28 protein-coding genes are annotated in these 22718 nt (G+C 61.9%); 22 read left to right on the forward strand and 6 right to left on the reverse strand.

Features of this window, described 5'->3' with window-relative positions:
* Positions 1–11: 11 nt before the first annotated feature.
* From KEC55_RS19190 to KEC55_RS19215, 6 genes are all read right to left on the reverse strand, one after another.
* Entirely contained in the window at positions 12–569 is a 558-nt protein-coding gene (locus KEC55_RS19190) for a PRTRC system protein E (RefSeq protein WP_282509670.1), read from the reverse strand.
* A 21-nt stretch (positions 570–590) separates the two neighbouring features.
* The gene (locus tag KEC55_RS19195; RefSeq protein WP_244109891.1) at positions 591–728 is read right to left on the reverse strand and encodes a hypothetical protein; all 138 of its coding nucleotides are present in this window, start codon (positions 726–728) and stop codon (positions 591–593) included.
* 156 nt (positions 729–884) lie between these two features.
* Complete coding sequence (locus tag KEC55_RS19200; protein ID WP_282509678.1) at positions 885–1091, reverse strand: hypothetical protein; 207 nt, start codon at positions 1089–1091, stop codon at positions 885–887.
* Between the two features lie 140 nt (positions 1092–1231).
* On the reverse strand, positions 1232–1372 hold the full coding sequence (locus tag KEC55_RS19205) for a hypothetical protein (RefSeq protein ID WP_282509679.1): 141 nt from the start codon (positions 1370–1372) through the stop codon (positions 1232–1234).
* 386 nt (positions 1373–1758) lie between these two features.
* A complete protein-coding gene (locus KEC55_RS19210; RefSeq protein WP_282509681.1) occupies positions 1759–2223 on the reverse strand; it encodes a helix-turn-helix domain-containing protein in 465 nt (154 codons plus the stop codon).
* A gap of 214 nt (positions 2224–2437) precedes the next feature.
* Positions 2438–2701 (reverse strand): hypothetical protein, encoded by a 264-nt coding sequence (locus tag KEC55_RS19215; protein ID WP_282509683.1) that lies wholly within the window; start codon positions 2699–2701, stop codon positions 2438–2440.
* Positions 2702–2759: 58 nt separating this feature from the next.
* Between KEC55_RS19215 and KEC55_RS19220 the strand changes: the two genes are divergently transcribed.
* From KEC55_RS19220 to KEC55_RS19325, 22 genes are all read left to right on the forward strand, one after another.
* On the forward strand, positions 2760–3311 hold the full coding sequence (locus tag KEC55_RS19220) for a phage regulatory CII family protein (RefSeq protein ID WP_282509685.1): 552 nt from the start codon (positions 2760–2762) through the stop codon (positions 3309–3311).
* A 26-nt stretch (positions 3312–3337) separates the two neighbouring features.
* On the forward strand, positions 3338–4705 hold the full coding sequence (dnaB, locus tag KEC55_RS19225) for a replicative DNA helicase (protein WP_282509687.1): 1368 nt from the start codon (positions 3338–3340) through the stop codon (positions 4703–4705).
* A 38-nt stretch (positions 4706–4743) separates the two neighbouring features.
* Complete coding sequence (locus KEC55_RS19230; RefSeq protein ID WP_282509689.1) at positions 4744–5754, forward strand: helix-turn-helix domain-containing protein; 1011 nt, start codon at positions 4744–4746, stop codon at positions 5752–5754.
* A gap of 30 nt (positions 5755–5784) precedes the next feature.
* Positions 5785–6174: a hypothetical protein gene (locus KEC55_RS19235; RefSeq protein ID WP_282509691.1), complete on the forward strand. Its 390-nt coding sequence runs from the start codon at positions 5785–5787 to the stop codon at positions 6172–6174.
* Between the two features lie 162 nt (positions 6175–6336).
* Complete coding sequence (locus tag KEC55_RS19240; RefSeq protein ID WP_282509693.1) at positions 6337–6549, forward strand: hypothetical protein; 213 nt, start codon at positions 6337–6339, stop codon at positions 6547–6549.
* Complete coding sequence (locus KEC55_RS19245; protein ID WP_282509695.1) at positions 6550–6918, forward strand: HNH endonuclease; 369 nt, start codon at positions 6550–6552, stop codon at positions 6916–6918.
* Positions 6919–7112: 194 nt separating this feature from the next.
* Positions 7113–7616 (forward strand): hypothetical protein, encoded by a 504-nt coding sequence (locus KEC55_RS19250; RefSeq protein ID WP_282509697.1) that lies wholly within the window; start codon positions 7113–7115, stop codon positions 7614–7616.
* A 44-nt stretch (positions 7617–7660) separates the two neighbouring features.
* On the forward strand, positions 7661–9337 hold the full coding sequence (locus KEC55_RS19255; protein WP_282511344.1) for a terminase large subunit: 1677 nt from the start codon (positions 7661–7663) through the stop codon (positions 9335–9337).
* Entirely contained in the window at positions 9334–10623 is a 1290-nt protein-coding gene (locus KEC55_RS19260) for a phage portal protein (RefSeq protein ID WP_282509699.1), read from the forward strand. The genes KEC55_RS19255 and KEC55_RS19260 overlap by 4 nt, the downstream gene beginning before the upstream one ends.
* Positions 10589–11392 carry a head maturation protease, ClpP-related gene (locus tag KEC55_RS19265; protein ID WP_282509701.1) on the forward strand — a complete coding sequence of 268 codons (804 nt, stop codon included), beginning with the start codon at positions 10589–10591 and terminating at the stop codon, positions 11390–11392. Before KEC55_RS19260 ends, KEC55_RS19265 begins: the two co-directional genes overlap by 35 nt.
* Before the next feature lie 68 nt (positions 11393–11460).
* Entirely contained in the window at positions 11461–12726 is a 1266-nt protein-coding gene (locus KEC55_RS19270; protein ID WP_282509703.1) for a phage major capsid protein, read from the forward strand.
* A gap of 50 nt (positions 12727–12776) precedes the next feature.
* Entirely contained in the window at positions 12777–13361 is a 585-nt protein-coding gene (locus tag KEC55_RS19275; protein ID WP_282509705.1) for a head-tail connector protein, read from the forward strand.
* 10 nt (positions 13362–13371) lie between these two features.
* Positions 13372–13698, forward strand: coding sequence for a phage head closure protein (locus KEC55_RS19280; protein ID WP_282509706.1), 327 nt, complete (start codon positions 13372–13374; stop codon positions 13696–13698).
* Complete coding sequence (locus KEC55_RS19285) at positions 13691–14113, forward strand: HK97-gp10 family putative phage morphogenesis protein (protein WP_282509708.1); 423 nt, start codon at positions 13691–13693, stop codon at positions 14111–14113. Before KEC55_RS19280 ends, KEC55_RS19285 begins: the two co-directional genes overlap by 8 nt.
* The gene (locus tag KEC55_RS19290; protein ID WP_198108073.1) at positions 14110–14454 is read left to right on the forward strand and encodes a hypothetical protein; all 345 of its coding nucleotides are present in this window, start codon (positions 14110–14112) and stop codon (positions 14452–14454) included. The genes KEC55_RS19285 and KEC55_RS19290 overlap by 4 nt, the downstream gene beginning before the upstream one ends.
* 59 nt (positions 14455–14513) lie before the next feature.
* On the forward strand, positions 14514–14978 hold the full coding sequence (locus KEC55_RS19295; RefSeq protein ID WP_282509714.1) for a phage tail tube protein: 465 nt from the start codon (positions 14514–14516) through the stop codon (positions 14976–14978).
* A gap of 27 nt (positions 14979–15005) precedes the next feature.
* Positions 15006–15473 (forward strand): phage tail assembly chaperone, encoded by a 468-nt coding sequence (locus KEC55_RS19300; protein ID WP_282509716.1) that lies wholly within the window; start codon positions 15006–15008, stop codon positions 15471–15473.
* Positions 15470–15748 (forward strand): phage tail assembly protein T, encoded by a 279-nt coding sequence (locus KEC55_RS19305; protein ID WP_348995892.1) that lies wholly within the window; start codon positions 15470–15472, stop codon positions 15746–15748. The genes KEC55_RS19300 and KEC55_RS19305 overlap by 4 nt, the downstream gene beginning before the upstream one ends.
* A 13-nt stretch (positions 15749–15761) precedes the next feature.
* Positions 15762–19862: a tape measure protein gene (locus KEC55_RS19310; RefSeq protein ID WP_282509720.1), complete on the forward strand. Its 4101-nt coding sequence runs from the start codon at positions 15762–15764 to the stop codon at positions 19860–19862.
* Positions 19862–20200 (forward strand): phage tail protein, encoded by a 339-nt coding sequence (locus tag KEC55_RS19315; protein ID WP_282509722.1) that lies wholly within the window; start codon positions 19862–19864, stop codon positions 20198–20200. Before KEC55_RS19310 ends, KEC55_RS19315 begins: the two co-directional genes overlap by 1 nt.
* An 8-nt stretch (positions 20201–20208) precedes the next feature.
* On the forward strand, positions 20209–22017 hold the full coding sequence (locus KEC55_RS19320) for a tail fiber domain-containing protein (RefSeq protein WP_282509724.1): 1809 nt from the start codon (positions 20209–20211) through the stop codon (positions 22015–22017).
* A gap of 4 nt (positions 22018–22021) precedes the next feature.
* Positions 22022–22705, forward strand: a complete 684-nt coding sequence (locus tag KEC55_RS19325) for a phage minor tail protein L (protein WP_282509726.1) — start codon at positions 22022–22024, stop codon at positions 22703–22705.
* Positions 22706–22718: the final 13 nt, after the last annotated feature.

Raw genomic sequence — 22718 nt, forward strand, 5'->3', positions numbered from 1 at the left:
GTTGTCTCCGATCAGTACATATCGACGCCATCGTCGGCGGTGTCCGCCGGGTCTTCGTCGTGGTCCTCACGAACAGCGTCCGGATCCCCGGGGCCGTCGACGTCCGGGCGATCTTCGCGAGTGTCCGGCGGAGTGTCGTTATCGGTGATGGTCATCTGCCGCGGATCGGTTTCGCCGATGCCGTCGCTCGGCGGAGGGGCATCAGCGCCGCCGGCCTTCGCGGCTTTCGGCGGACGACCGCGGCCGCGCTTGCCGGGGGTGCCGGCCGTGTCGCCGTTGTTCGGCGCGGGAAGCACGGGCGCGGAATTCGGTTGATTTGCGGCGGCGCATGCGCGCGCCTGATCGAGCAGCGACGTTGCGCCGGGCTCGTACACCTCGACCGCAGCGGCGAATTCCGCGTCGAGTTCGGCCGGCGTCGCGAGCAGCGACAGCGGCCAGCGCTGCTTTTCGCCCTTGCCGTTCGGCATCGGCGTAACGTTGACGCGAAGGCTTTCCGGTCCTTCCGCCGTGATCAGGATGTTGATGCTCGTTGTCTGTGCGAGCGCGTGCAGTGACGTAAACAGGGACATGCGATTACCTCTCAGGTGAAGTCAGGCCGCGAGGCCGTCGTAATTGCGGTCGGCGAAATCGGTATCGCCGGGGTAGCGGTTCGAGCCGTCGGCCCGATGCCAGCAAAATAGGGAGCCGCGCCGGTGCGGGAACCAGTAGCCGGCGCAGTCGCAGCGCATGCGTGCCGTATTCCGGCGATTCATCCAGTGGTCGACGCGGTATTTCCGACGGTTGCACGTGCGGCAGGCCGGAAGGAGCGTGTAGCGGTCGGGGTGGCGTCGCAGGCAGCGGCGCGCGGCGCAATGCGTGCAGCGAACGTGGCAGCGCGGCATCGATCAATCCTCCGCGTCGCCGGCCTGGAGGCGTTTGATGTCCGCGCGCGTAGCTGCGCGGCGCCGTTCGCGGGTTTCGCGAGCGCGCGCCGACGATTCGAGCGCGTCACGCACGCTGGCGCGCTGGATCGCGGTGTCGAAATCGCCGCGCATGTGCAGGAGTTGCCACTCGATGCGCAGCAGATGGGTTGGCAGGTGAGCTTTGTGCATGGCCGGCTCACGCGCAGTAGGTGCTCGCGCACGACGCGTCCGGTGCTTCGTCGCTGTATGTCCACGCGACACAACCGAAACCGACCGCGAGCCAAAGCAGCACGATTTTCCAGAGGGGCATGGGCTTGTTCATGCGCACCTCAAATTCCGAATGCGGGGGCGATCGCGCTGGCGATCAGGTAAAGAACGACGAGCGCGACAAGCGGGTGCCAGTCACGCATCTGCAGCGAATGCGACTTAAGCCGGGTGAATTCGCTGCATTGGATCAGGATGTTAAGCATCGGAACCTCGCCTAGTTCGTGCGCGGCAACGGAGCCGCAACGAGCCAAATTTAAGCACACTTAACTGCTGGGTGCAAAGAAAATTTAGTGTGCTTAAGTTGACGGGCGATCTGGAGTGCGGGCATACTGTTTATCCATACAGTATTGAAAGCGGTTTGTAGAAAAAGACTGAGGGTGCGCTTCGATGAATGGTGACGAAGGAAAGGGCGGGGGCCGTATTAATCCGGGGGATCTGGCCGTGATCGCCCGATGTGCGAACGAGGCACATATCGGGCTTATGGTGCGGGTGATGGGTCCGCATGCAACGCCTGACTACGACTGGGATGTCGAGTTGCTGGGCATGCCGGTAGAGGGCTACGCGGCCGGGCATGACCGCGTAGGGGTGTTCAGGTGCGCGGCGGTTTTCGACTGGAACCTAGGACGCTTGGTGGGGTCGGCGCGTTCAAATCGAGTAGTTCGCCGCGAGCCCGTTCATGCATAGCAAGGACCGCTTTCAATGGTCCGTGTACCGCCGTGACCGCTAGCTCGGTCATGCCGAGTGCGATTGCGCGCTTTAAGTCTGCATAGAACGCTTGCAGCTCTTGTGGCATGTCGTCCTGGGCGTCCTTCATCGGCCCGCGCTTTTCCCACAACCATTCTGGCCGGACGCGGAGGAAGCGCGCGACGCCAAAAATAGGCGCGGCCTTCAGATTGTCCACGTTGACTTTGCCGCTCGCCCATTGCGAAACAGCTGACGGGGAAACACCAGCTTTCGCGGCGATTTCCTTATCGTCAATTGACGATCCCAATTCCGCCTCACGAAGTTCCTTGGCGTACCTGAGTCGTCCTACGAAGGTGTCTAGGTCGTTCATTTCAGCAGGCTAAACCTTGGCAAGTAAGAGCACTTCACTTTTGAAATTAAGTGTGCTTAAATTCGGCCCATGGAAAACGACCTGCGCATCGCATACGCGAGCGAAATCATTGATCGATTGGGCGGGACCGGGGCGGCCGCTGCTCTCTTCGAGATCGACGACGCTGCCGTGTCTCAGTGGCGGCGGAACGGTATCCCGAAGCCGCGGATGCAGTTCATTTCTGTTGCGCGGCCGGACGTACTTGTTGGTCTGGGTTCATGCAATGGCTCGGATCGGGCCGGCATGCACGAGCGTCAGTCACGTGGTCTTGCACGAGTAGGGCCCGGGATGCGTCGCAGGCCTGCCGCATAAATGCAGCGAACGAACTTGCGTCCTTCGACTCGTTCAGGGCGCGCTGGATGGCGTCGCGCATGTGTCGTTTGAGTTGTGGTTTCGGCGTCGCTGTTGCGTGCTGAATTCTGAATTTCTGCATTTTCATGATGATGCTCCGTTTGGCGATGGGGCAATTCTCTCGAAAACGCTGGCACGTTAACAGGATGAAATTCGGTGAAATTCAAGGGGAAATTGTGACTCACCAAAACAGCCAAACGGCGTGGATTGATGTGCTTTACGCGTCAGTGTTGAAGACGCCGGGCAAGGTCGAGGATGCCGCGCGCTATTTGACAGATCGGCGCGGCGTCCGCATTACCGGCGAATCGCTTCGGCTCAGGTTGCGTGAGGCCTGCGATACGCGTCTCTCCGGTGAAATGTTCGAGCTCCTGGTCGAGTGGATGCTCGACAAAAACCAGCCGCATGCGCTTGACGCGGTGCATGCGTTCAACGCTCGATTCGGTCTCATTTCGGCTGAAACGCCGACGGCAACGGGCGCCGACAGCGTACGTGCCTTGCTCGATTCGGCGCTTACGGTCAGCGCGAAGGCTGGCAGTCTTGCTGAAGATGTTCGGCGCGCATCAGATGATGGCGTGATCGACCGGCGAGAGGCCGAGGCGATCGAGCGATCCGGGCGAGCAGCGCAGCAGCAAATCGAACAAACGATCGCAATCGCAAAGAACGCGGCGAATCATTCCCGGCGCCGCCGCGGATCGTAATCAATATATTCCCGGAGGTTTTCCAAATGGGCGCACACGACCCATTGGACACGCACGCCCGCACGTCGGCCCCAGAGGCCGAACAAAGCATCCTTGGGGCGCTGTTGCTTGATAACGGCGCGCTTGAGGAAATTGCGGGCATCGTCTCCGAGGTGGATTTCACGATCGGCGAGCATGCGCTCGTGTTCAAGGCGATCCGCGAGCTGATTCAACGTGGTGCAATCGCAGATGTGGTGACGGTGTTTGAGCGGTTGCATTCCGTTGATGCAAAGGTCGATCAGCCGCTCGCATTCTTGAATGACCTGGTGCACGCAACACCTAGTGCGGCGGGCGTTCGGCATTACGCGGAGATTGTCCGCAACCGCTCAATTTCGCGGCGGATGCTGCGCGTGTCCGAACGGCTGCGAGATGCCGTATTGAAACCCGGCGGCAAATCACCCGTTGAACTGTTGGATCTCGTGCAGGGTGAGCTATTAAAGATCGCGGATACGAGCAGCGCGGCCGAAGATGAATTTCGGCCGATCTCGGCTGCTCTGACGTCCGTAATTCAGCGGATCGACGAACGTTATCACGCGGGCGGTGCTGCGCAAATTGGCGGGACCGCAACGGGATTTGTCGATCTTGATCGCCATACCGACGGCATGCATGGAGGTGAGCTGATCGTGGTTGCAGGTCGCCCATCAATGGGCAAGACCTCGTACGCGATGAACATTGCGGAGCATGTTGCGGTCGAGCTTCGTTTGCCGGTCGCGGTGCTGTCGTTGGAAATGCCTGACGACCAGCTGGCGACCCGGATGCTTGCCGGAACATCACGCATTAACCAGCACAAGCTTCGAACGGCGAGTCTGCGTGACGACGATTGGTCGAGGTTGACGCACGGAACGCAAGTCCTCGTTGATGCGCCGGTATACGTGCTCGACAGCTCTTCCATCACGCCCCTGCAGTTCAAAGCAAAGCTCCGCCGTTTGCAGCGCGTCGTCGGCAAGCTCGGCTTGATCATCGTCGACTATCTGCAACTGATGTCGGGGGACGGAGGAGCGGGCGAGAACCGCACCAGCGAGGTGTCGCAAATATCGCGCGAGTTGAAAAAGACAGCCAAGGAGTTCGATGCGCCTGTAATTGCTCTGTCACAGCTTAATCGCGGGCTCGAGCAGCGCCCGAACAAGCGTCCGATGATGTCCGATCTTCGCGAGTCCGGTGCTATCGAGCAGGACGCAGACGTAATTCAATTCATTTACAGAGACGAGGTGTACAACCCGGATAGCGCGGACCGGGGAACCGCAGAGCTAATTATTGCAAAGCAACGGAACGGGCCACTTGCCACAGTGCGATTGGCATTCCGAAATGAATTGGCGAAATTCGAGAATTTTGCAGAACCCACGGGGGCATATTGATGGCGGGAGTGCCAACATCATTTACCTGGCGACGAGCGATGACCGCGAGCGACTTGCCGAGCACGACAAAGCTCGTGTTGTTCGTCATTGCGGAATACGCCAGCTCGATTGACGACACGTGCTGGCCGTCGATCGATCAGATCGCGGAGCGCGCTACGTTGTCGCCGCGTGCAGTCACGAAGCATCTTGACGTAGCGGAAACGGAGGGCTGGATCAGGCGATGGAAGTCGCGAAAGAACGGTCGGAAGTGGGCGCACGGCCACTATCGACTGACGGTGCCCGAGGTCGTCGCCAGGCGCGCGCGCGATGACCTGAGCTACGACATTGCGGGTGCGCAGGCGAATGAATCGGAACGACGTTCCTGCAACTCCGGGGAGTTTGACGAACCACGTTCCGAAGATGCGCAAGAAATAGGCAATTTGGAACCACGTTCCGGTAACTCGGGCGAGTTAGTGGAACCAGGTTCGCGTGATGCACAGGAATTAGGCAGTTCAACGTCAGATTTGGAGAGTTACAGGAACCACGTTCCAACTAACTACCCAATGAATAGAAATAACGAAGCCTTATCTCTCTCTCAAACGTCGTCGGTATACCAGGGTGGCGAGGGTACAGGCAGAGAGGGAGATCGTCAAGAGGGCGTCGAGACGCTTGCGGCATGGATGGCCCGCCGACTTCGCGACAGCGATCCAGGTGCGGGTGAGCCCGACCATCGCAAATGGGCGTCGGACGTTGACGAGTTGCTTGCCGACGGCTTCGAGCCACAGCAAATCGTGAAGCTGTGGGCGTGGGCGTTGCAAGACGGTTTCTGGAAATCCGTGATTCGTTCGCCGGCGAGGCTGCGAAAAAACTGGGACCAGGTTAGGGCAAAGCGAAACCAGTCGTCCAAGCGTGAGTGGCAACCGTCGCCGATACAGGCACAGGACGATCGACGCTGTGCGCACGTTGGCGAAGACGGCGAGCGGTGCGTCAACGCGGCGACATCCATTCTCGGCGCGGGCTCGGCGCGTCGTGGCTACTGCCGGCTGCACGTCGGCCTTTACGAAAATTGATGCGGGGGATGCATGTCGATTAATAAGCGATTGGAAAATTGGGCCCGCGCGCAGCGGAACGGTGGCGGTGGAGACGGCGGTGGCGATTCGCTCGTCGCGAGCATCTACTTTCCGTCGGTCGGCGGGCGGTCGATCGATTCGACGCTCGATCTCGAGGATGCGAACAAGGTCGAGGTCGCGGTGCGCAAGCTGATGCCACTGGATCGCAAACTGCTGCAGATGCACTACGTCTGGAGTAAGCCGCCGTTCGTGATCTGCCGTCGGCTCGGGCTCAAGGTGCGGCCGACAACGATCTTCGATTTTGCGCTATCGCACGCGCGTCGCGCCGTAGAGGAGAAGCTCGTGCAGCCGGCGCCGCGATACGTCTCGGTGCAGACGATCATCGATAAGATTGCGGAAGGTGTTGCGGAATCGAAATAGCTGTTCTACACTTCGTTCCACAATTTGATCCGGTGAGTTTTACCGAGTGCGTGCGGCCTTTGCCGGACCGTCGCTCGCCCGGAAGAATCCAAAGCCTCGACTGCGAAAGCGTCGGGGCTTTTTGCATTGGGCTCTCGAAAACGTGATGCCAAAGGGGAATCCATGAAACGACTCTATGCGCGCCTGGTCATGTGGTTGGCGCGGCCGGTGCTCGACTATATCAACGAGCGTAACGCGGCATTGTGCAGCCGGATCGACGCGGCTCGCTCGGACGCAATCAACAATGCGGCCGCGATTGCTGATGAGCGGAACGCGCGACAGGTCGCAGATGCGGCCCTGAAGATGCAGATCCCGGTGCAGCCTCGCGAGTTCTGAATGCCGAAGAAAGCACCGACGCAGTGTCGGCATTACGGATGCGGCCGACTGGTCGCGACGCCAGGCTATTGCGCCGAGCATGCGAGCGAAGCGGTCGGTTGGCAATCGGATCGCTTGCGCGGATCTCGGCACGCCCGCGGCTACGGAACTGCGTGGACGAAGCTGCGGCGCGAAGCGCTGGCGCGCGACAACGGGCTCTGCGTGCCGTGCCGGAAGAAAGGCCGGATCGCGCGCGCTGTCGCGGTTGACCACGTCGTGTCGAAGGCCGAAGGCGGAAGCGACGAGCTGACCAACTTGCAGTCGATCTGCAAACCGTGTCACGACGCCAAGACGTCGACGGAGGCAGCGCGCGGGCGTGGTCGACGGTGACTCGGCGCGGGCCGCCGCCCCGAACCGAGGGGGGGTGGTTTTATTTTTTCGGCCCCTTGCTCGGGACCGAACGTTCAGCCGCATTTTTTCGCGGACCACTTTTTGAAGAGGGGGGGGTTAAGACAGCCGCCCCATAGAGCCGATCGCGCAACGCGATATGAGTTTTTCGTCGGCTCACTTACGGGAAGCCTCACATGAGTCCGAATCAACCGTTTGCCGACGTCGGCGGTGCCGACGAGTCGCGCGCGTCGGGCGGCGGCGTTGGAAAGGCGATCGAATCGCCTCCGCCGCCGCCCGGGGTGCATTTCGAGTCCGCGCACCGCAAGGTGTGGGATTACCTCTGTCTCGCGCTGCGTGCGGAGGGCGTGCCGCACCGCACTGCTGGCGTTGCGCTGTCGATCGTGTGCGTTGACTTCGTCCGGTGGGTGAAGGTCGAGCTGCAACTGCGCGACTTCGAAAAAATCAATCACGGATCGTTCATGGTGCAGACGCCGAACGGTCATACGCAGCCGCATCAACTCTATTACGCGGCGAAGTCGCTGAAAGAGGGGCTGCTCAAGTGTCTACCGGAAGCCTGCCTGACGACGCCGTCGATGCTGATCGCGAAATCGAAGATCGAAGATCCGAACCCACAGGACGACCTGTTCGACCAGCTGCTCAATCACGCGCGCTCGAGGCCGACGAGCTTGCCGGTCTGACGCCAGCCGTTCGGCATCGTTGGGACGTCGAGTATGGCCTGCCAGTGTTGCGCGGCGAGATCGTCGTCGGAGAGTTCGCATTCCTCGCGGTAAAGAGGCATTACGACGATCTGATCAACGGCGCGGCGCGCGGCATCGTATTCAGTGCGCCGCATGCAGCACACATCATTGACTGGATCGAGAAGCAATTCCTGCACATCAAAGGCGCGCTGGCTGGTCAGGCGCTCGTGCTCGATCCGTGGCAGCGGTTTTGGACCGCGGTCATGTACGGATGGCGACGCGCTGATACAGGGCTGCGCCGCTTTCGGACGGGATACGAGGAGGTCGCGCGCAAGAACGGTAAGTCGACGTGGAAGGCAGGTCAAGCCGACTATCTGTTTCTGATGGACGGAGAGCCAGGCGCAGAGGTGTACACGATCGCGACTACTCGCGAGCAGGCGATGAGCGTTTTCAAGCCGGCGCTCGACAACTATCGTCGTCGATGCCGGCGATCGAAACGGCTGGCGCGGTCGGTCAAGGTGTACGACGGCACGAATCAAGAGCGGATCGTATTCGGCAGCAGCGTATTTAAGCCGCTGCCGGCGAACGCAGAATCGCTCGATGGCTTGAATCCGTCGGTTTGTATGGTCGACGAGTTACATGCGCACAAGACGCGGGAAGTGTGGGACGTGATGGAGTCGGCGCTCGGTGCGCGGCTTCAGCCATTGATCTCGGCCATCACCACGTCCGGCTACATCCTCGACGGGATCTGCACAGAGATACGCGGCTATCTCGTCATGATCCTTCGTGGCGACAAGATCGACGATAGCTTTTTCGGCTACATCTACACGCTTGACGATGACGACGATCCGTTCGACGCGGCTGTCTGGATCAAAGCGAACCCGAGCCTCGGCAGCGCGAAGACGGTCGAATACATGCGTGCGCAGGCAGCGAAGGCGGCCGAGCTGCCGAGCGCCAAGGCGAACTTTCTCACGAAAGACCTGAACGTCTGGGTCAACGGAGCATTGAGCTGGTTCGACATGCAGGTTTGGGATCGCTGCGGTGCGCCGTTCGATCCGGCAATCCTCGCCGGCCGGCGTTGTTTCGGTGGGCTTGACTTAGCCAGTACACAGGACTTGAGCGCGTTCGTGCTCGTCTTTCCTCCGTACGACGCCGACGGCGATATTGTCGAAGAGCTTGGCCCGGACGGTGAGTGGTATTTCGTCGCGCATATTTTTGCACCTGAGGCGAAGGTAAATACGCAGGAGGGTAGCGACGCTGCGCCGTATAAGAAGTGGGCCGAGCTCGGATGGTTGACTGTCACACCTGGTGCGGTGACTGACTATTCGGTCATTCGAGACACGATCATCGGTGCATGTCAGAAATTCAAGGTGCAGGACATCGCGTTCGATCCTTGGAATGCAACGCAGATCGTGAACGAATTGCTCGAGGTCGATATTCCGATGGTGCAGGTGCAGCAGAACATGTCAGGGCTGTCGCCAGGCGCGAAGCAGCTCGAGCGACTGGTGTACGGCGGCAGCATGCGACACGGTGGAAATCCGGTAATGCGCTGGTGCGCGAGCAATGTGACGTTGATGCTTGATTCGAACGACAACATTCGGCCTGACAAGAAGAAGTCGCGGCCGAACGGGCGTATCGACCCGATCGTTGCCGCATGTATGGCCACGACTCGGGTGGTGACGTACCTGCCTGAATCCGCTCCGGAAATCTACATCCTATGACGAACGCAACCAACGGTGCGCCGCGCGCGAACGCGAGCGGGTCGCGCATTTTGAATCAATGGAACGCTGACCGGCAGGCGGCGAAAGTGAGCGCCGCCGCTGTGTCGACGAGTCAGATCGTACCGGGGACCGACGCATTCGATTGGATGACGGGTCTACAAATGCCCGGCCGTGCGGTTAGCGAGCGAGGGGCGATGAGCGTCGCGACCGTCTATTCGTGCGTCACGTTGATCGGGGGCGCCATCGCAGGGGCACCGTTGGTTGAGTATGCGCGTGGTCCGAACGGGTTGCTGCCGGCCGAATCCGAATATTGGGAGCGGCTGAACGAGGAGATGCATCCGCGTTGGTCGGCGGCGGTCGGATGGGAGTATGGCGTGCAGGGGCTCCTGTTGCACGGAGACTTGTTTTCACGCATCCATCGCGTGACGCCTTGGTCGTCGCGAATCGAATCGATCGAGCCGCTGCATCCGCTGTCGGTCTGGCCTGACCTGGTCAATGACCGTCTGGTGTACAGCTACATCGACCCAAGCAGCAACAAGGTCGAGGTGGTGGACCAGGACGACATGATTCATGTGCCTGGACCTGGTTTCGATGGTCGGCGGGGAATGTCGCAAATTCGCGGCGCACTACGCAACCCGGTCAATGTGTCGTCGTCCGCTGGCGCGTTGATCGATTCGATGCTGTCGGACAATCTCCGGCCGGATCTCGTTATTAAGGCAGAGCAAAAACTCGACGAGGCGGATATCAACCTGCTTCGCAAGAAGTGGCTGGAACGATACAGCGGACTGCACAACAGCAATGCGCCCGTGGTGCTTGGCAAGGGCATGGATATCAAGCAGATCACGATGTCGGCGGCCGATGTGCAACTGATCGAAAACCGAAAGCTAACCGACGACGATATCTGTTCGGTGTTCGGCGTGATGCCGCACATGATCGGGCGATCGGACAAGGGCACGACGATCGGCACGACGGCCGAGCAGCTCGCGAAACATTTCGTGAAATATACGCTTGGCCGGCACCTCACAAAAATTGCGCAGGAAGTGAGCCGCAAGGTGGTGCGAAAGCCGAAGCACTCGATTCAACACGACTACACGGCGCTCGAGCTGGGCGACATGAAAGCGATGTTCGAGGCGTTCCGAATCGCGCTCGGCCGAGCCGGCGAGCCGGGATGGATGTCGCAAAACGACGTGCGGCGCCGGTTCAGCATGCCGCCGGCCCCGGACGGGGACAAACTTAATTCAGGGACTAAAGATGCGACGAAACCGAATCCTCCAGCTGCTGAATGACAACCGCGCTGCGCCGCGAGCGTTCAGCGTGAAGGCGAGCGACGACGGCACGGTTGCGACTGTCTACCTTTACGACGTGATCGTGACCGACGATTGGTGGGGCGGCGTCTCCGCGCAGTCGTTTGTGCAGGCGCTCGCCGGGATCACGGCCGATACGATCCACCTTCGGATCAACAGCCCGGGCGGCGACGTGTTTGCCGCACGCGCGATGGAAACGGCAATTCGCGGCCATTCCGCGCGAGTCATTGCGCACATCGACGGCGTTGCCGCGAGCGCGGCTAGCTTCGTGATGCTGGCCGCTGATGAGGTCGAAATCACGGACGGCGCGTTCGTGATGATCCATAACGCATGGACGTTCGCGATGGGAAATGCGGACGATCTGCGCGAATCGGCGAAGCTGCTCGACGCTGTCGACGCGTCGCTGGTGCGAACCTACGCGAAGGAGACGGGGCAAAGTGAGGACGATATTTCCGCATGGATGGCTGCCGAAACGTGGATGTCATCCGACGAAGCTGTACAACGCGGTTTTGCTGATCGGCTCGCGGGTGCAGGCGCGGATGCGCAGGCGTCCGCGTGGAATCTCTCGGCGTACGAACGGGCGCCGAACGCGGCACATGCGCAGCCGCAGCCGCGTGCTCCTGGCGCGTTCGCCCCGCCGGAGCCGCAACCGGAGCAGCCGCAGGAGCCGAAGCCGGTTCCGAATGCGCCCGCTGCTGCCGCGGATATGGAAGCACTGCGCCGCCGGCTGGAGCTTGCACAACGTTCGTGACGCGTTCCCGCGTCGATTCAAAGGGCTGCCTTCGGGTGGCCCTTTCTTTTTCTGTCGATGGAGACTGTATGGCTATTGCAATTCAAGCACTGCGGGAGCGTCGCGACGCACTCGCGAAAAATCTGAACGCGTTGCTCGAAAACACCCCGGGCGACAAGTGGGGCGCCGATCAACAAAAGGCGTATGACGAAGGTCTCGCCGAGATGGATCGCGTTAGCGCCGAAATCAAGCGTCATGAAGGGCTGATGAACCGGCTCGCCGAAGACGCGCTCGCGGGCAATCCCGAGGGGCTGATCAATGCGCACGTCAGGACGCCGGGTGCACACGAAGGCGAATCGCGAGCGATCCGCACGTTCCTGCGCCGCGGCGTGCTGGCGCTCACCGACGAAGATCGTGCGCGTATGCTCGCACGGCAGACTCCGGAAATCCAGAATGCCATGTCGACGGGTGACCCGGCGGCCGGCGGCTATACCGTCGCGCCCGAGTTCTACCGCCGGTTGTCGGAGGCACTGAGGGCATTCGGCGGCCTTCGCCAGATCGCTACCGTGCTGTCGACAGGGACCGGCGCATCGATGACGTTCCCGGGTACGGATGCGACGACGGAAGAGGGCGAGATCGTCGACGAGAACGGGGAAACGAGCGACAGCGATACGAAGTTCGTCGCGAAGTCGCTGGAGGCGTTCCGGTACTCGTCGAAGTCGATCGCGCTGTCGATGGAACTGCTGCAGGACAGCATGTTCGATCTCGAAAGCTACATCATCCGTCTGCTGTCGACACGCATCGGTCGGATCACGGCGCGGCACCACGCGAAGGGCACCGGCAACAAGCAGCCGGTTGGGCTGCTGACGGCGGTTGGTACGGGCGTTACGGTGTCGGCGCCGAACCTGATCACCTACGACGACCTGATCGATCTCGAGCACAGCGTCGACCCGGCTTATCGCGTGCGTCCGAGTTGCGGGTATGCCATGCACGATCAGATGCTGAAGGTCGTTCGCAAGATCAAGGACGAGCAGAAGCGACCGATTTTCGTGCCGGGCTACGAGCAGGGTAATCCGGGTGGCGCGCCGGACCGTTTGCTCGGCCGGCCGATCACGATCGTGCAGGAATACGACGTGCCCGAGGCGGGCGCCAAGCCGCTGACGTTCGGTGACCACTCCGAATACATCGTGCGCGAAGTGATGGATCTCACGATGTTCCGCATGACGGACTCGCGCTACACGCTGAAGGGCCAGGTCGGTTTCGTCGGCTTCAACCGCCAGGGCGGCAACCTGATCGACATCGGTGGCGCCGTGAAGGCGCTGAAGATGGGCCAGGCTGCGGCGCCGCAGGGCTGATGAACGGGGCCGCCACATTGTGGCGGCCGAACATTCAACGCGAGGAATAGATGGCCGACCAGTTGGCATATCCGCTGCGTATCGCGGCGGGCCGCGTCGACGTTTTGAAGCGGCCCGCCGAGGAGGCGATCACGCTCGATCTGGCGCGAGAGCATTGCCGCATCGACGGTGACGACGAGGACGTACTGCTGAAGGGGAATATCGTCGCTGCGCGCGAAGCGCTCGAGGGGGAATTGTCCCGCCCGCTGCTGCCGCAAGAGTGCCGGGTTCGGATTGATTCGTTTCCGCCGGATCGGGTTCTGTTGTGGAACGACGTGATCGAGATCATCGACGTGTCGTATACCGACGACGCTGGCGCGCGGCAGGTGTTGCCGCCGGCGGCGTACCGCGTGATGGATCGGGCGTATCTCGTGGCCCGGAAGGCGTTCCCGTACGGAGAAGACGTGCAGGTACGGTTTCGTTGCGGAGCATTCGAGACTCCGGACGCCGTGCCCGAATCGCTTATTGCGTGGATGCTGCTGCAACTCGGCACGTTGTCCGAGCATCGCGAATCGGAGGTCGACGGCACCGTGAGCTCGCTTAGTGAAGATTTCACGAACCGGCTCATTGGGCGTCACGCGATCGTCAGCATTTAGCGAGGACAGTATGCGTGCGGGAAAACTGAACGAGCGGATCGTGATCGAGCGCCGAAGCGGTGAGGTAAACGAAAACGACGAGCCATTGCCGGATGCGTGGGTCGAGCATTCGAGGCCCTGGGCGGACGTGCTTTTTCTCAACGGGAAAGAGCACGTGGTTTCCGGCGCTGTTCGTGGCGCGGCCATTGCTAGCATGCGCATTCGCTATCGCGCTGGTATCGATGAGCAGATGCGCGTGCGCTACGACGGTAGGCTGTACGACATAACGGCGGTTCTGCCGGCGCGCAAGCGCGGGTATCTCGATCTATCCGTGAAGGTGGGGGAAAAGTATGTCTAGCGTACAGATTCTGGGGCTGGCCGATTTGCGGGCCGATTTCGAGAAGCTGGCGAAAGCACAGTCGACGAAGGCGTTGCGGCGCGCGACGGTGGCCGGTGCGAAGGTGATTCGAGACGAGGCGCGCGCGCGGGCACCGAAGAAAACCGGGAAGTTGCGTCGAAACATTGTGTCTGCCGCGCTGCGGCAGAAAGATGCGCCGGGCTTGGCGACGGCCGGTGTGCGTGTCCGCACGAAGGGCAAGGGCGATTCGCCCAGCAACGCGTTTTACTGGCGCTTCGTCGAGCTCGGCACACAACGTATGCGGGCGCAGCCGTTCGCACGACCGGCGTTCGACGCGTCGATCGGCCAGGCCGAGGGCGCGATTCGTACCGAGATCGTGCGCGCGATCGACGTGGTGCTCGGGGGTGGCCGGTGAGTGCTCTCGTTATCCGCAATGCGATCGGCACGGTTGGCGCCGCGAAGGGCTATGTCGGCGCCGCCGCAGCGGCAGCGAAATCGCCGTACTACGTGGTATCTCGCGTGAGCGGCGCGCGCGACATGGCGATTGGCGGTGCGACCGGCGGTAAATCGGGCGTGTTCCAGGTGGACGTCTACGCCAGCACGTACACGGACGCTGACGCGCTCGCCGACAAGGTAATCGATCGCGCGTACGCGGCCGAGCAGTTTTCTGTCGGTGGGGTGAACGACCTGCCGGACGACTTTTCGAGCGATTCCGGTGATTTCCGGGTGAGCCTCGAAATATCCGTTGAATTCTGACGGAATCCGCTGTGTGTACGGCCCGCCTCGAGCGGGCCTTTATTTTTTGTGAGGGGCTTATGGCCGAGAAGAGCAAGCGCATCAAGGCGCAAGGTACGAAGGTCGAGATCTCGAAAGCGTCGTCGGCGAACCTTGACGACGACAAGCTCGATTTCGTTGATCTCAACACGACGAGCAAGACGATCAACTGGCAAGGCGGGCAATCGTCGGAAATCGACGCGACGACGCTCGCGAGCGACGAAAAGGAATCCGAGCTGGGCCTGCCCGATCCGGGCGAGTTTTCGGTCGACGGCAACTATTCGTCGGACGACGCCGGGCAGCTGATTCTGCGCGCTGCGCGTGGCACGGGTGACAAGTACGTGTTCCGCGTGACGTTTCGTGACAAGTCGCAATTCCTGTTCATCGGCATGGTGCGGCAGTACACCTGGTCCGCAGGCGTCGACGGCATCGTGACGTCGACCTACAGCGTCCGCGTCAGCGGAGCGCCGAAGGAAGTGCCGCCGCCGGTCGTACCGGCGGGCTAAACGATCTGAAAACGTAAGGAAACAGTGATGACGAAAAATCCGATGGTCGCTGGCGCGCTGCGCGCCGCGATTCTCAACCCGCTGACCGGCTGGCGGCACGAGCTGGTGCAGGTGCTGGAATGGGGCGACGTCACGGTCGCCGTGCGCGAGCCGTTGCTCGAAGACCGTGCATTCTGGCTCGAGCCGCTTCGCCTCGCTGCCGGCGTCGAGCCGGGCGACGACGAAGAAACCGCTCGCGCCAAGTATGCGGCGGTCCGCCCGGACGAGCACGTGCTGGCCTCGGCGCGGCTGTTCGTGCGCGTGCTCTATGTCGAGACGTCGGCCGGCTGGCGCCGCGAATTCGACGACGGGGCCGCGCGCGAGGTCGCGTCGGCATTCGGCGCCGCGCACGAACGCATCGTCAGTACGGCGCTCGAGCTCGGCAACATGAAAGTCGACGCGGAGGGCGATGCAAAAAAACTCTCCGCCGAAATCCCGATCTCCGACTCGAACTGACGTTAGCGCTGCGGCTCGGCAGGACGCTTGCCGAGCTGCGTGCGGTTATGTCGACCGCGGAATTCGCCTTGTGGCAGGCGTTCGATTCCGAGTCGCCGATCGCCGATGATCGTTACGACCTTCATGCCGCGATGGTCGCGTCAGCGGTGTTCCAGGCGCAGGGTGCGAAGGTCAAAGTGGCGGACATGATGCCGAACTGGTCGGGCGAGTCGACCGAGGTTCAGGAGGTCGCCGACGATCCTTTCTTCGCAGGCCTAATGAGATTGGTAAAGTAGGCGGATAGGAAATATGGGAACGAGTCTCCGCGAGCTGATCGTCAGCGTTACCGCGAATACGACCCAGTACGATCGACGCATGCAGCAGCTTGGGTCGACGGCCAGCGGCTATTTCAATGTGGTCCGGGATGGGGGCCGGGCTGCTGATGCGGCGTTCGCGTCGAACGCATCGAGCGTGCAGGTGACGGTGCGTGCGATCGAGGCCGCGCGCGGATCGCTCACGGCATATGCTCAGGCTGCTGCAGCAGCGTTCGGTGTGCACCAACTGATCGAGTATGCCGACGAGTGGACGAACCTGAGCAATCGGCTCAAGATCGTCACGCGGGATCAGATCGATTTCGCGATCGCGCAAAACGATGTGCTTCGCATCGCACAAGCAACGCGGCAACCGCTCGACGCGACGGCCGAGCTGTATCAGCGGATCGCAAACAATACGTCGCACCTCGGCCTGTCGATTAAGCAGGTCGGCCCGTTGGTCGAAACGATCAGTAAGGCGGTTGCGCTCTCGGGTGTGTCGGCCGACACGGCGCGCCTCGGTATCGTTCAGCTGGGTCAGGCGTTTGCGTCCGGTCAACTGCGCGGGCAGGATCTGAAGAGCGTGCTCGAAGAACTGCCGGGCGTTGCTGACGCGATCGCCCGCGGCATGGGTAAGGGCACGTCCGAGCTGAAGTCGCTGGCCGAGGACGGCAAGCTGACCGTCGAGAACCTGATCGACGCGCTGAAGAACGCCGGGTCGAGCACTGACGCACTGTTCGGCAAGGTGGACATGACCGTCGGCCAGGCGATGACGCGCCTGCAAACGGAAATCGTCGCGTACGTCGGGCACGCGAACGAGGCGACTGGCGCGAGCGCGAAGCTGGCACAGAGTGTTGTCTATGTCGCCGAGCACCTCGACGATATCGTGACGATCAGCGCATCGCTTGCGGCCGGCCGGATCGGGGTCTATTTCGCACAGACCGCTGTGGCCGTCAGTAAGTCGGCGATCGCGTGGAACGCCGAGCGGCAGGCGCTGCTAGCCAAAGCGCAGGCGGAAAACGCGGCCGCGCTCGTGACGATCGCGAAGGCGCAGAGCGATCGCGACGCGGCGGCGGCGAAGCTGCAGAACGCGCAGGCGGCGGAAGTCGCGGCGACGGCCGAGCTGGCCGGCATGCGCGCGATGCGGGAGAGCCTCGCGATGCAGTCGGCGCTGACGGCCGGTTCGATCCAGTACACGCAGGCGAAGCTTGCCGAGGCGCGTGCGATCGAGGCGAGTGCGGTCGCGCAGGTGGCGACGGCGCGGTCGAGTCTCGCGAACAGCCAGGAGATCGGCACGCGGATCGCCGGCACGCCGTACGCGGCGGTGATTGCGCGGGAGACGGCGGCGGCGCAGGGCGAGTTGGAGCGCGCCGAGGCATCCCTCGCGCTGGCGCAGCAGCGCCGTGTGGCGCTGGAGGCTGCGGCGGCCAAGGGCACGGTCGACCAGACGCGCTACGCGGCGGCGCTGGCCGAAACCGAGAAGGGGCTCGCGGTCGCCGAGCGCGAGGTCGCGGCTGCGACGCTGGCTCGCGAGCGGGCCGAGCGCGGCGCGACGGCGGCGACGGCGGGCCTTGCCGCGGCGACCGAGCGTGCGGCGGTGGCTCAGACTGCCGCCGCGCGCGCGGGCTCGCTGATGCGCACGGTCGGGTCCGGATTGCTGTCGGTGATGGGCGGCCTGCCGGGCATCATCGCGACGGTTGGCACGGTGGCGCTCGGCGCCGCGGTCAACTGGTTGGTGTTTCGCGATCACGCTAGCAGTGCGACGTCGAGCCTGATTGACATGCAGGCGCCGCTCGACCAGATCATCGAGAAGTACCGGCAGCTGTCGCCGTTGCTGCAGGAGGTCGAGCGCAACCGGGCGAAGCAGGCGCAGGCATCGGCGCGCAGTGACGTGTCTGACGCGTACAGTGGCCTTGCGGCGCGCGCATCGCAGAGTGTCATCGTGCCGGGAATTGGTGACAGCGGGCCGATCGTTACGGACGAGAATCAGGTCGCGCTCGATCGGTTCATCGAAGGGCTGAACCGGGTCAAGACTGAAAATCTCGGCGTCGACGAGAAGTCTCGCGAACTGGCTCGCTTGGTTGGTGTCTTTGTCGACGCGACGAAGGGCGGCGACGATCTTCGCGCCGAGCTGGTGCAGACGGCGTCGGCAATCGACACGGCCGGCGCTGCGGCGGACAAGGGCACGCGTACGCTAGCCGCGATGGATGCCGCGGCGCGCGGTGCGGCCGACGGTATTCGATTGCTCACCGAAGAAAACAATTTCTTCGCGGGCGGCATGGCGGCCGAGGCCTGGAACAAGTACGTCGAAAAGCTGAAAGAGGCCTCCGACGTCATCGGCATGACCGCGCAGCAACGCGCCGAATACGAAGCGAAAACGAAGGGCGCGAATACGGCCGAGGCCCGGCAGGCCGGTTTGATCGCCGGGCGCGCGGACGCGTACAAATCGCTCGAGAAAGCGATTCAGGACAAAGACGCGAAAGCCGAGGCCGGTGCGCGGCGGAATATCGACAATCTGACGCGCGAGCTCGCGCTGATGAATCAGCAGATGGTCGTGGCCGGGGCGCTCGCCGAGTTTCAGGCGGATCTCGTCAGCAAGAAATTTGAGAAATTCGGGTTCAACGCTGACGCGGCGCTCGCGGCTGCTGCGGCGCGCGGCAAAAAGGCGTTCGACGACACGGTGTCGGATTCGGCTGGCCAGGTCGCGCGCATCGGCGTCAACGCGCCGGGGCTCGCGCATAAGAGTCGGTCCGGTGGATCGCGCGCCGAGCCTGAAAGCCAGCGCATGCTCGACAACATTGCGCAGCGCATCGCTCAGCTGCGCGTCGAGGCCGTTGCAACCGACAAGCTCACGCAGTCGGAGAAGGATCGGATCGGGTTCGATCAGAAGCTGACCGACCTGGCCGCGAAGCGTACGAAGCTGACCGACGGCGACAAGAGCTTGATTCGTGACCAGGCTGCAATTCGCGCGGCGTACGACCGCGCGGTGCAGCTGGAGAAGGAGGTGCGCTATCACGAAGCGATCAACAAGCTGAAGGAGCGCAGCGCGCAAATCGACGCGGAGCTGGCCGACTACGCGTCGGAGCGTCAGCGCGAGGTCGAGCGCGAGCTGGCCGCGATGCCGATGGGTGACAACGCGCGCGAGCTGAACCAGGCAACGAGTCGCGTCGGTGATGAATTCCGGCGCCGGCGCGACGATTTCACGAAGGGTGCGCGGAAAGACGGCACGCTCGGCTCGCCGGAGTATCTGGCCGAGATCGACCGTATCAACCGGGCCGAAGCCGATCAGGTCGAGCGCGAACGTGGGTATGTCGAGCAGCGACTCGCGGTGCAGCGCGACTGGCGCGTCGGCGCGAGCCGCGCCGTGGCGCTGTATCAGGAGTCGGCTGAGAACGCGGCTGGTCGATCCGAGGAAGCATTTACGAGCGCATTCCGAAACATGGAGGATGCGGCCGCGTCATTCGCGACGTCAGGCAAGGTGAATTTCCGAGGGCTTGTTGACAGCATGATCGCGGACCTTGCGCGCTTCTATGCGCGGGCTGGGCTGTCCGCTGTTATCGGCTGGGGCAGCTCGGCGCTCGGGTTCGATACGGGTGGCACAGGCGGATTCAGTCCGTCGTCGTTGCTCGGTGGTATGGCGGGCGGCCTGTCGAACGCCTTGGGTGGGGGCGGCGGCAATGCGTATCAGTTTCACCTCGCCAGTGGCGGTCGGGTTAGCGGCCCAGGTACGTCAACGAGCGACAGCATCCACGCGTGGCTTTCTGACCAGGAGTTTGTGGTGAAGGCCTCGGCGGTGCGCAAGCCCGGCGTGCTTCAGCTGCTCGAGGCGATCAACAGCGGGCAGGATCTCGGCTTCGCGAAGTTTGCGAACGGTGGGCTGGTCGGCGGTGGATCGGCCGGCGGTGGCGCGCTCGGCGCACCGGGCGGAGGAATCGAATTGAATATCCCGGTGACGATCGACGGCGGCACGGGCAACGCGACGCAGATGATGGCGAGCGCCGAGTTCGTGAAGAAGCTCACGCAGATGGTGCAGGCGCTGATCGCGGTCGAGAGTCGTCAGGGTGGCGCGCTCTGGAAACTGAAAAACGGGATGGGGTGATGACCGACACATTTATCTGGTCGCCGACGGTCGAGGGATTCGGCGGCGATACCACGCTGCGTGTGCGAAAGGCGCAGTTTGGCGATGGGTACACGCAGCGAGCGGCCGACGGCCTCAACAACCGGCAGACGCCGTACAACCTTCGATTCGTGGGGAAGGCCGAGAAGATCTCGGCAATCTTCGAGTTCCTCGATAAGCATGCCGGCGCGGTGTCCTTTTTCTGGACGCCGCCGCTTCGGCCGCAGGCGAGATTCGTGTGTGAGAAGTACACCGAGCCGGTGAAAAACGGCAATGTGTACACGATCACGGCACAGTTTGAACAGACGTTTGCACCATAGGGTGAGAGATGCCACAACTTCAAAAAGCAAACCTCGGAGTCGCACCTAGTGGTGCGGGTGGGGATGATCAGCGCACTGCAAACATGCGGTTCAATGCCAATGTCGACGTCTTGTCTGCCTGTGTTGCGCTTGGCTACGCAATTCTCAACGACAACACCACGCTTCAACCGAGTCAGGTAGGAGCCCGATTCGGTTTGAACATGGGTGGCGGCGGGAAGGTCGTCAAGTTTCCGCTTGCCTCGTCCGTGTCTTTGAACGCTTGCATTCATTGCTTCAACGTTGGCCCGCCGGTGGCGATTGGTTTTCAGGGCAGTGACGGATCGCCAATCAAACTGCTTAACACTGGAGATTGGGCGACATACGTTGCAGACGGCGGCACCTACTGGCATGTGGCGGAGCGCGGAAAAATGCTCTGGGACGAAGCCGTTGGCGGCAATCTCACTGTTGGCGGTTCTCTGTCTGTCGCCGGGGGTGTCGCAGGTAACGTCGCAGCGAGTGGCAAAGTTGGGGGCTTCAACGGTGCGAATATTCTGCTTAACGGCTCGGGGGAACTGGGGAATATCGGCTGGGCGTCGAGTGGCTTGGGTGTGGTTCAGGGGGGGTATGCAGAAGGAATCTTTTTCTCAAACCTTGCGCCGATCACGTCGGGAAACTATGTGTTGGATTACGCCGATTTGATTCCCTGCGCCCCACGATTGGCGTTGAACCTGTCTGCGGAGCTTAATGCTCAAGGCATGACCCAGGGCCAAGCGCGGATCAAGATTGAGGCGCTAGATGCATCTAAGTCGATGTTGTCGGAATTGGGATCGATTGCGGTGTCAGCAGGTACAGGCGGATGGCAATACCGTAGCGTAACGGTTACAACTCCGGACAATACCGCGTACATCCGTGTCGCTAGAATTGCAGACTTCGCCCCCCGTGCGCCTGCATACAGTTGCAGCATACGAAGGATCAAGGTTGAAAACGGATACGCAGCATCGCTGTACTCTCAAGAGGCGAGCATCGCCTATCTTGCAGGCGCGCCGGTGTTTTCCGGGGTTCCAAAGTTCGGCTCGTATGCGCCGTGGCACAGTGGGAACTTGGATCTAGCTAATTTCGCGGCCCTGGCGTCTAACCAAACGTTCACAGGCACGAACACATTTCAGAAATCCATAGTTTCGAGCTTCACACCCGCTGACTATAGTTCGTTGTTTTACGCATCAAAGATCACGGGGTATGCGTTTAATGATTGGAACAAGTCGTCAGCCGTGGTTCTGGTCGAGTGTGGTAACAACGGATCAGCGTACCAACTTCTGCGCGCACAAAAAGCTGGAGAGCGAGACCTATTCGCGCTGTCCGCTTATGCGGGTGGGTCTTCTACGAGCGTACCCTCGGTAGCGTTCACATTCTCTAGGACGATTAACGCCTTTCAGTTCTGGGACGGCGGCAATGCGACGTTCACCGGCAGCTTGTCGCAGGGTTCCGACTACCGGATCAAGACGTCTGTAGAAGATATCGATGCCTCAGTGGCATACGAGGGTGTGCGCCGCTTGCGCTTTGTTGACTACCTGAAAACTACCAACGTCGGAGAGGGCGCAAATCGCAGGATCGCGGGCGTGATTGCGCACGAGGCTCAGGGGGTGTTCGCGAACGTTGTCAATGGTGAAAAGGACGCCGTCGAGGATGATGGACGATTGAAGCTCCAGACAGTGGACTACACGGGGCTTGGCATCTACATCGGCGCGGCTGTGCAGCACATGGCGACATTGATTGAATCCCTCAAGGCGGACGTCGTGAAGCTCCGTGCCGAGGTGGCGATTCTCAAGGGGAGTAGATAGCGTTATGCCTATTGCGGCGGATGTACAGCAACTGGAGCCGGGGCGTCGTATCGAGCTGTTCGAGGTCGACTGCACGGAGATCGGCGGTGACGCGTTGCGCTTTCACGGGCATCTGCAGTCGACGTCGATCGTGTGGCAGGGCCTTGAATACAAGCCGTGGTCGATCCAGGCGGCAGGCTTCGAGCGGACATCGGCCGCTCGGCAGCCGGCGCCGACGCTGACGGTGGGCGACATAAACGGCACGATCACCGCGCTGTGCGTTGCGCTCGATGATCTTGTCGGCGCGAAGGTGTACCGCCGGCGCACGCTGGCGAAGTACCTCGACGCGGTGAATTTTCCGGACGGCAACCCGACCGCGGACCCGAATGAGCAATGGCCGCCTGAGCAGTGGCGAATCGAGCAGAAGAGCGACGAGCAGCCCGGCGTGCAGGTGGAATTCACGCTGTCGTCGCCCCTTGACTTCGGTGGGCAGCAGGTGCCCGCGCGCCAGATCGTCGGCACGTGCCAGTGGCGCTATCGCGGACCCGAATGCGGCTATGCCGGCATGGTGTACTTCGGCAAGAACGACAGGCCGGTGAGCGATCCGGCGCTCGATCGCTGTAGCCAGAAAGTCAGCGGATGCGAATGCCGGTACGGCGTGAACAACCCGCTGCCGCACGGCGGCTTTTTGTGCGACACGCTCGCCTAGACCGCCGATCAAC

The organism is Burkholderia cepacia (assembly GCF_029962485.1).
Lineage (GTDB): Bacteria > Pseudomonadota > Gammaproteobacteria > Burkholderiales > Burkholderiaceae > Burkholderia.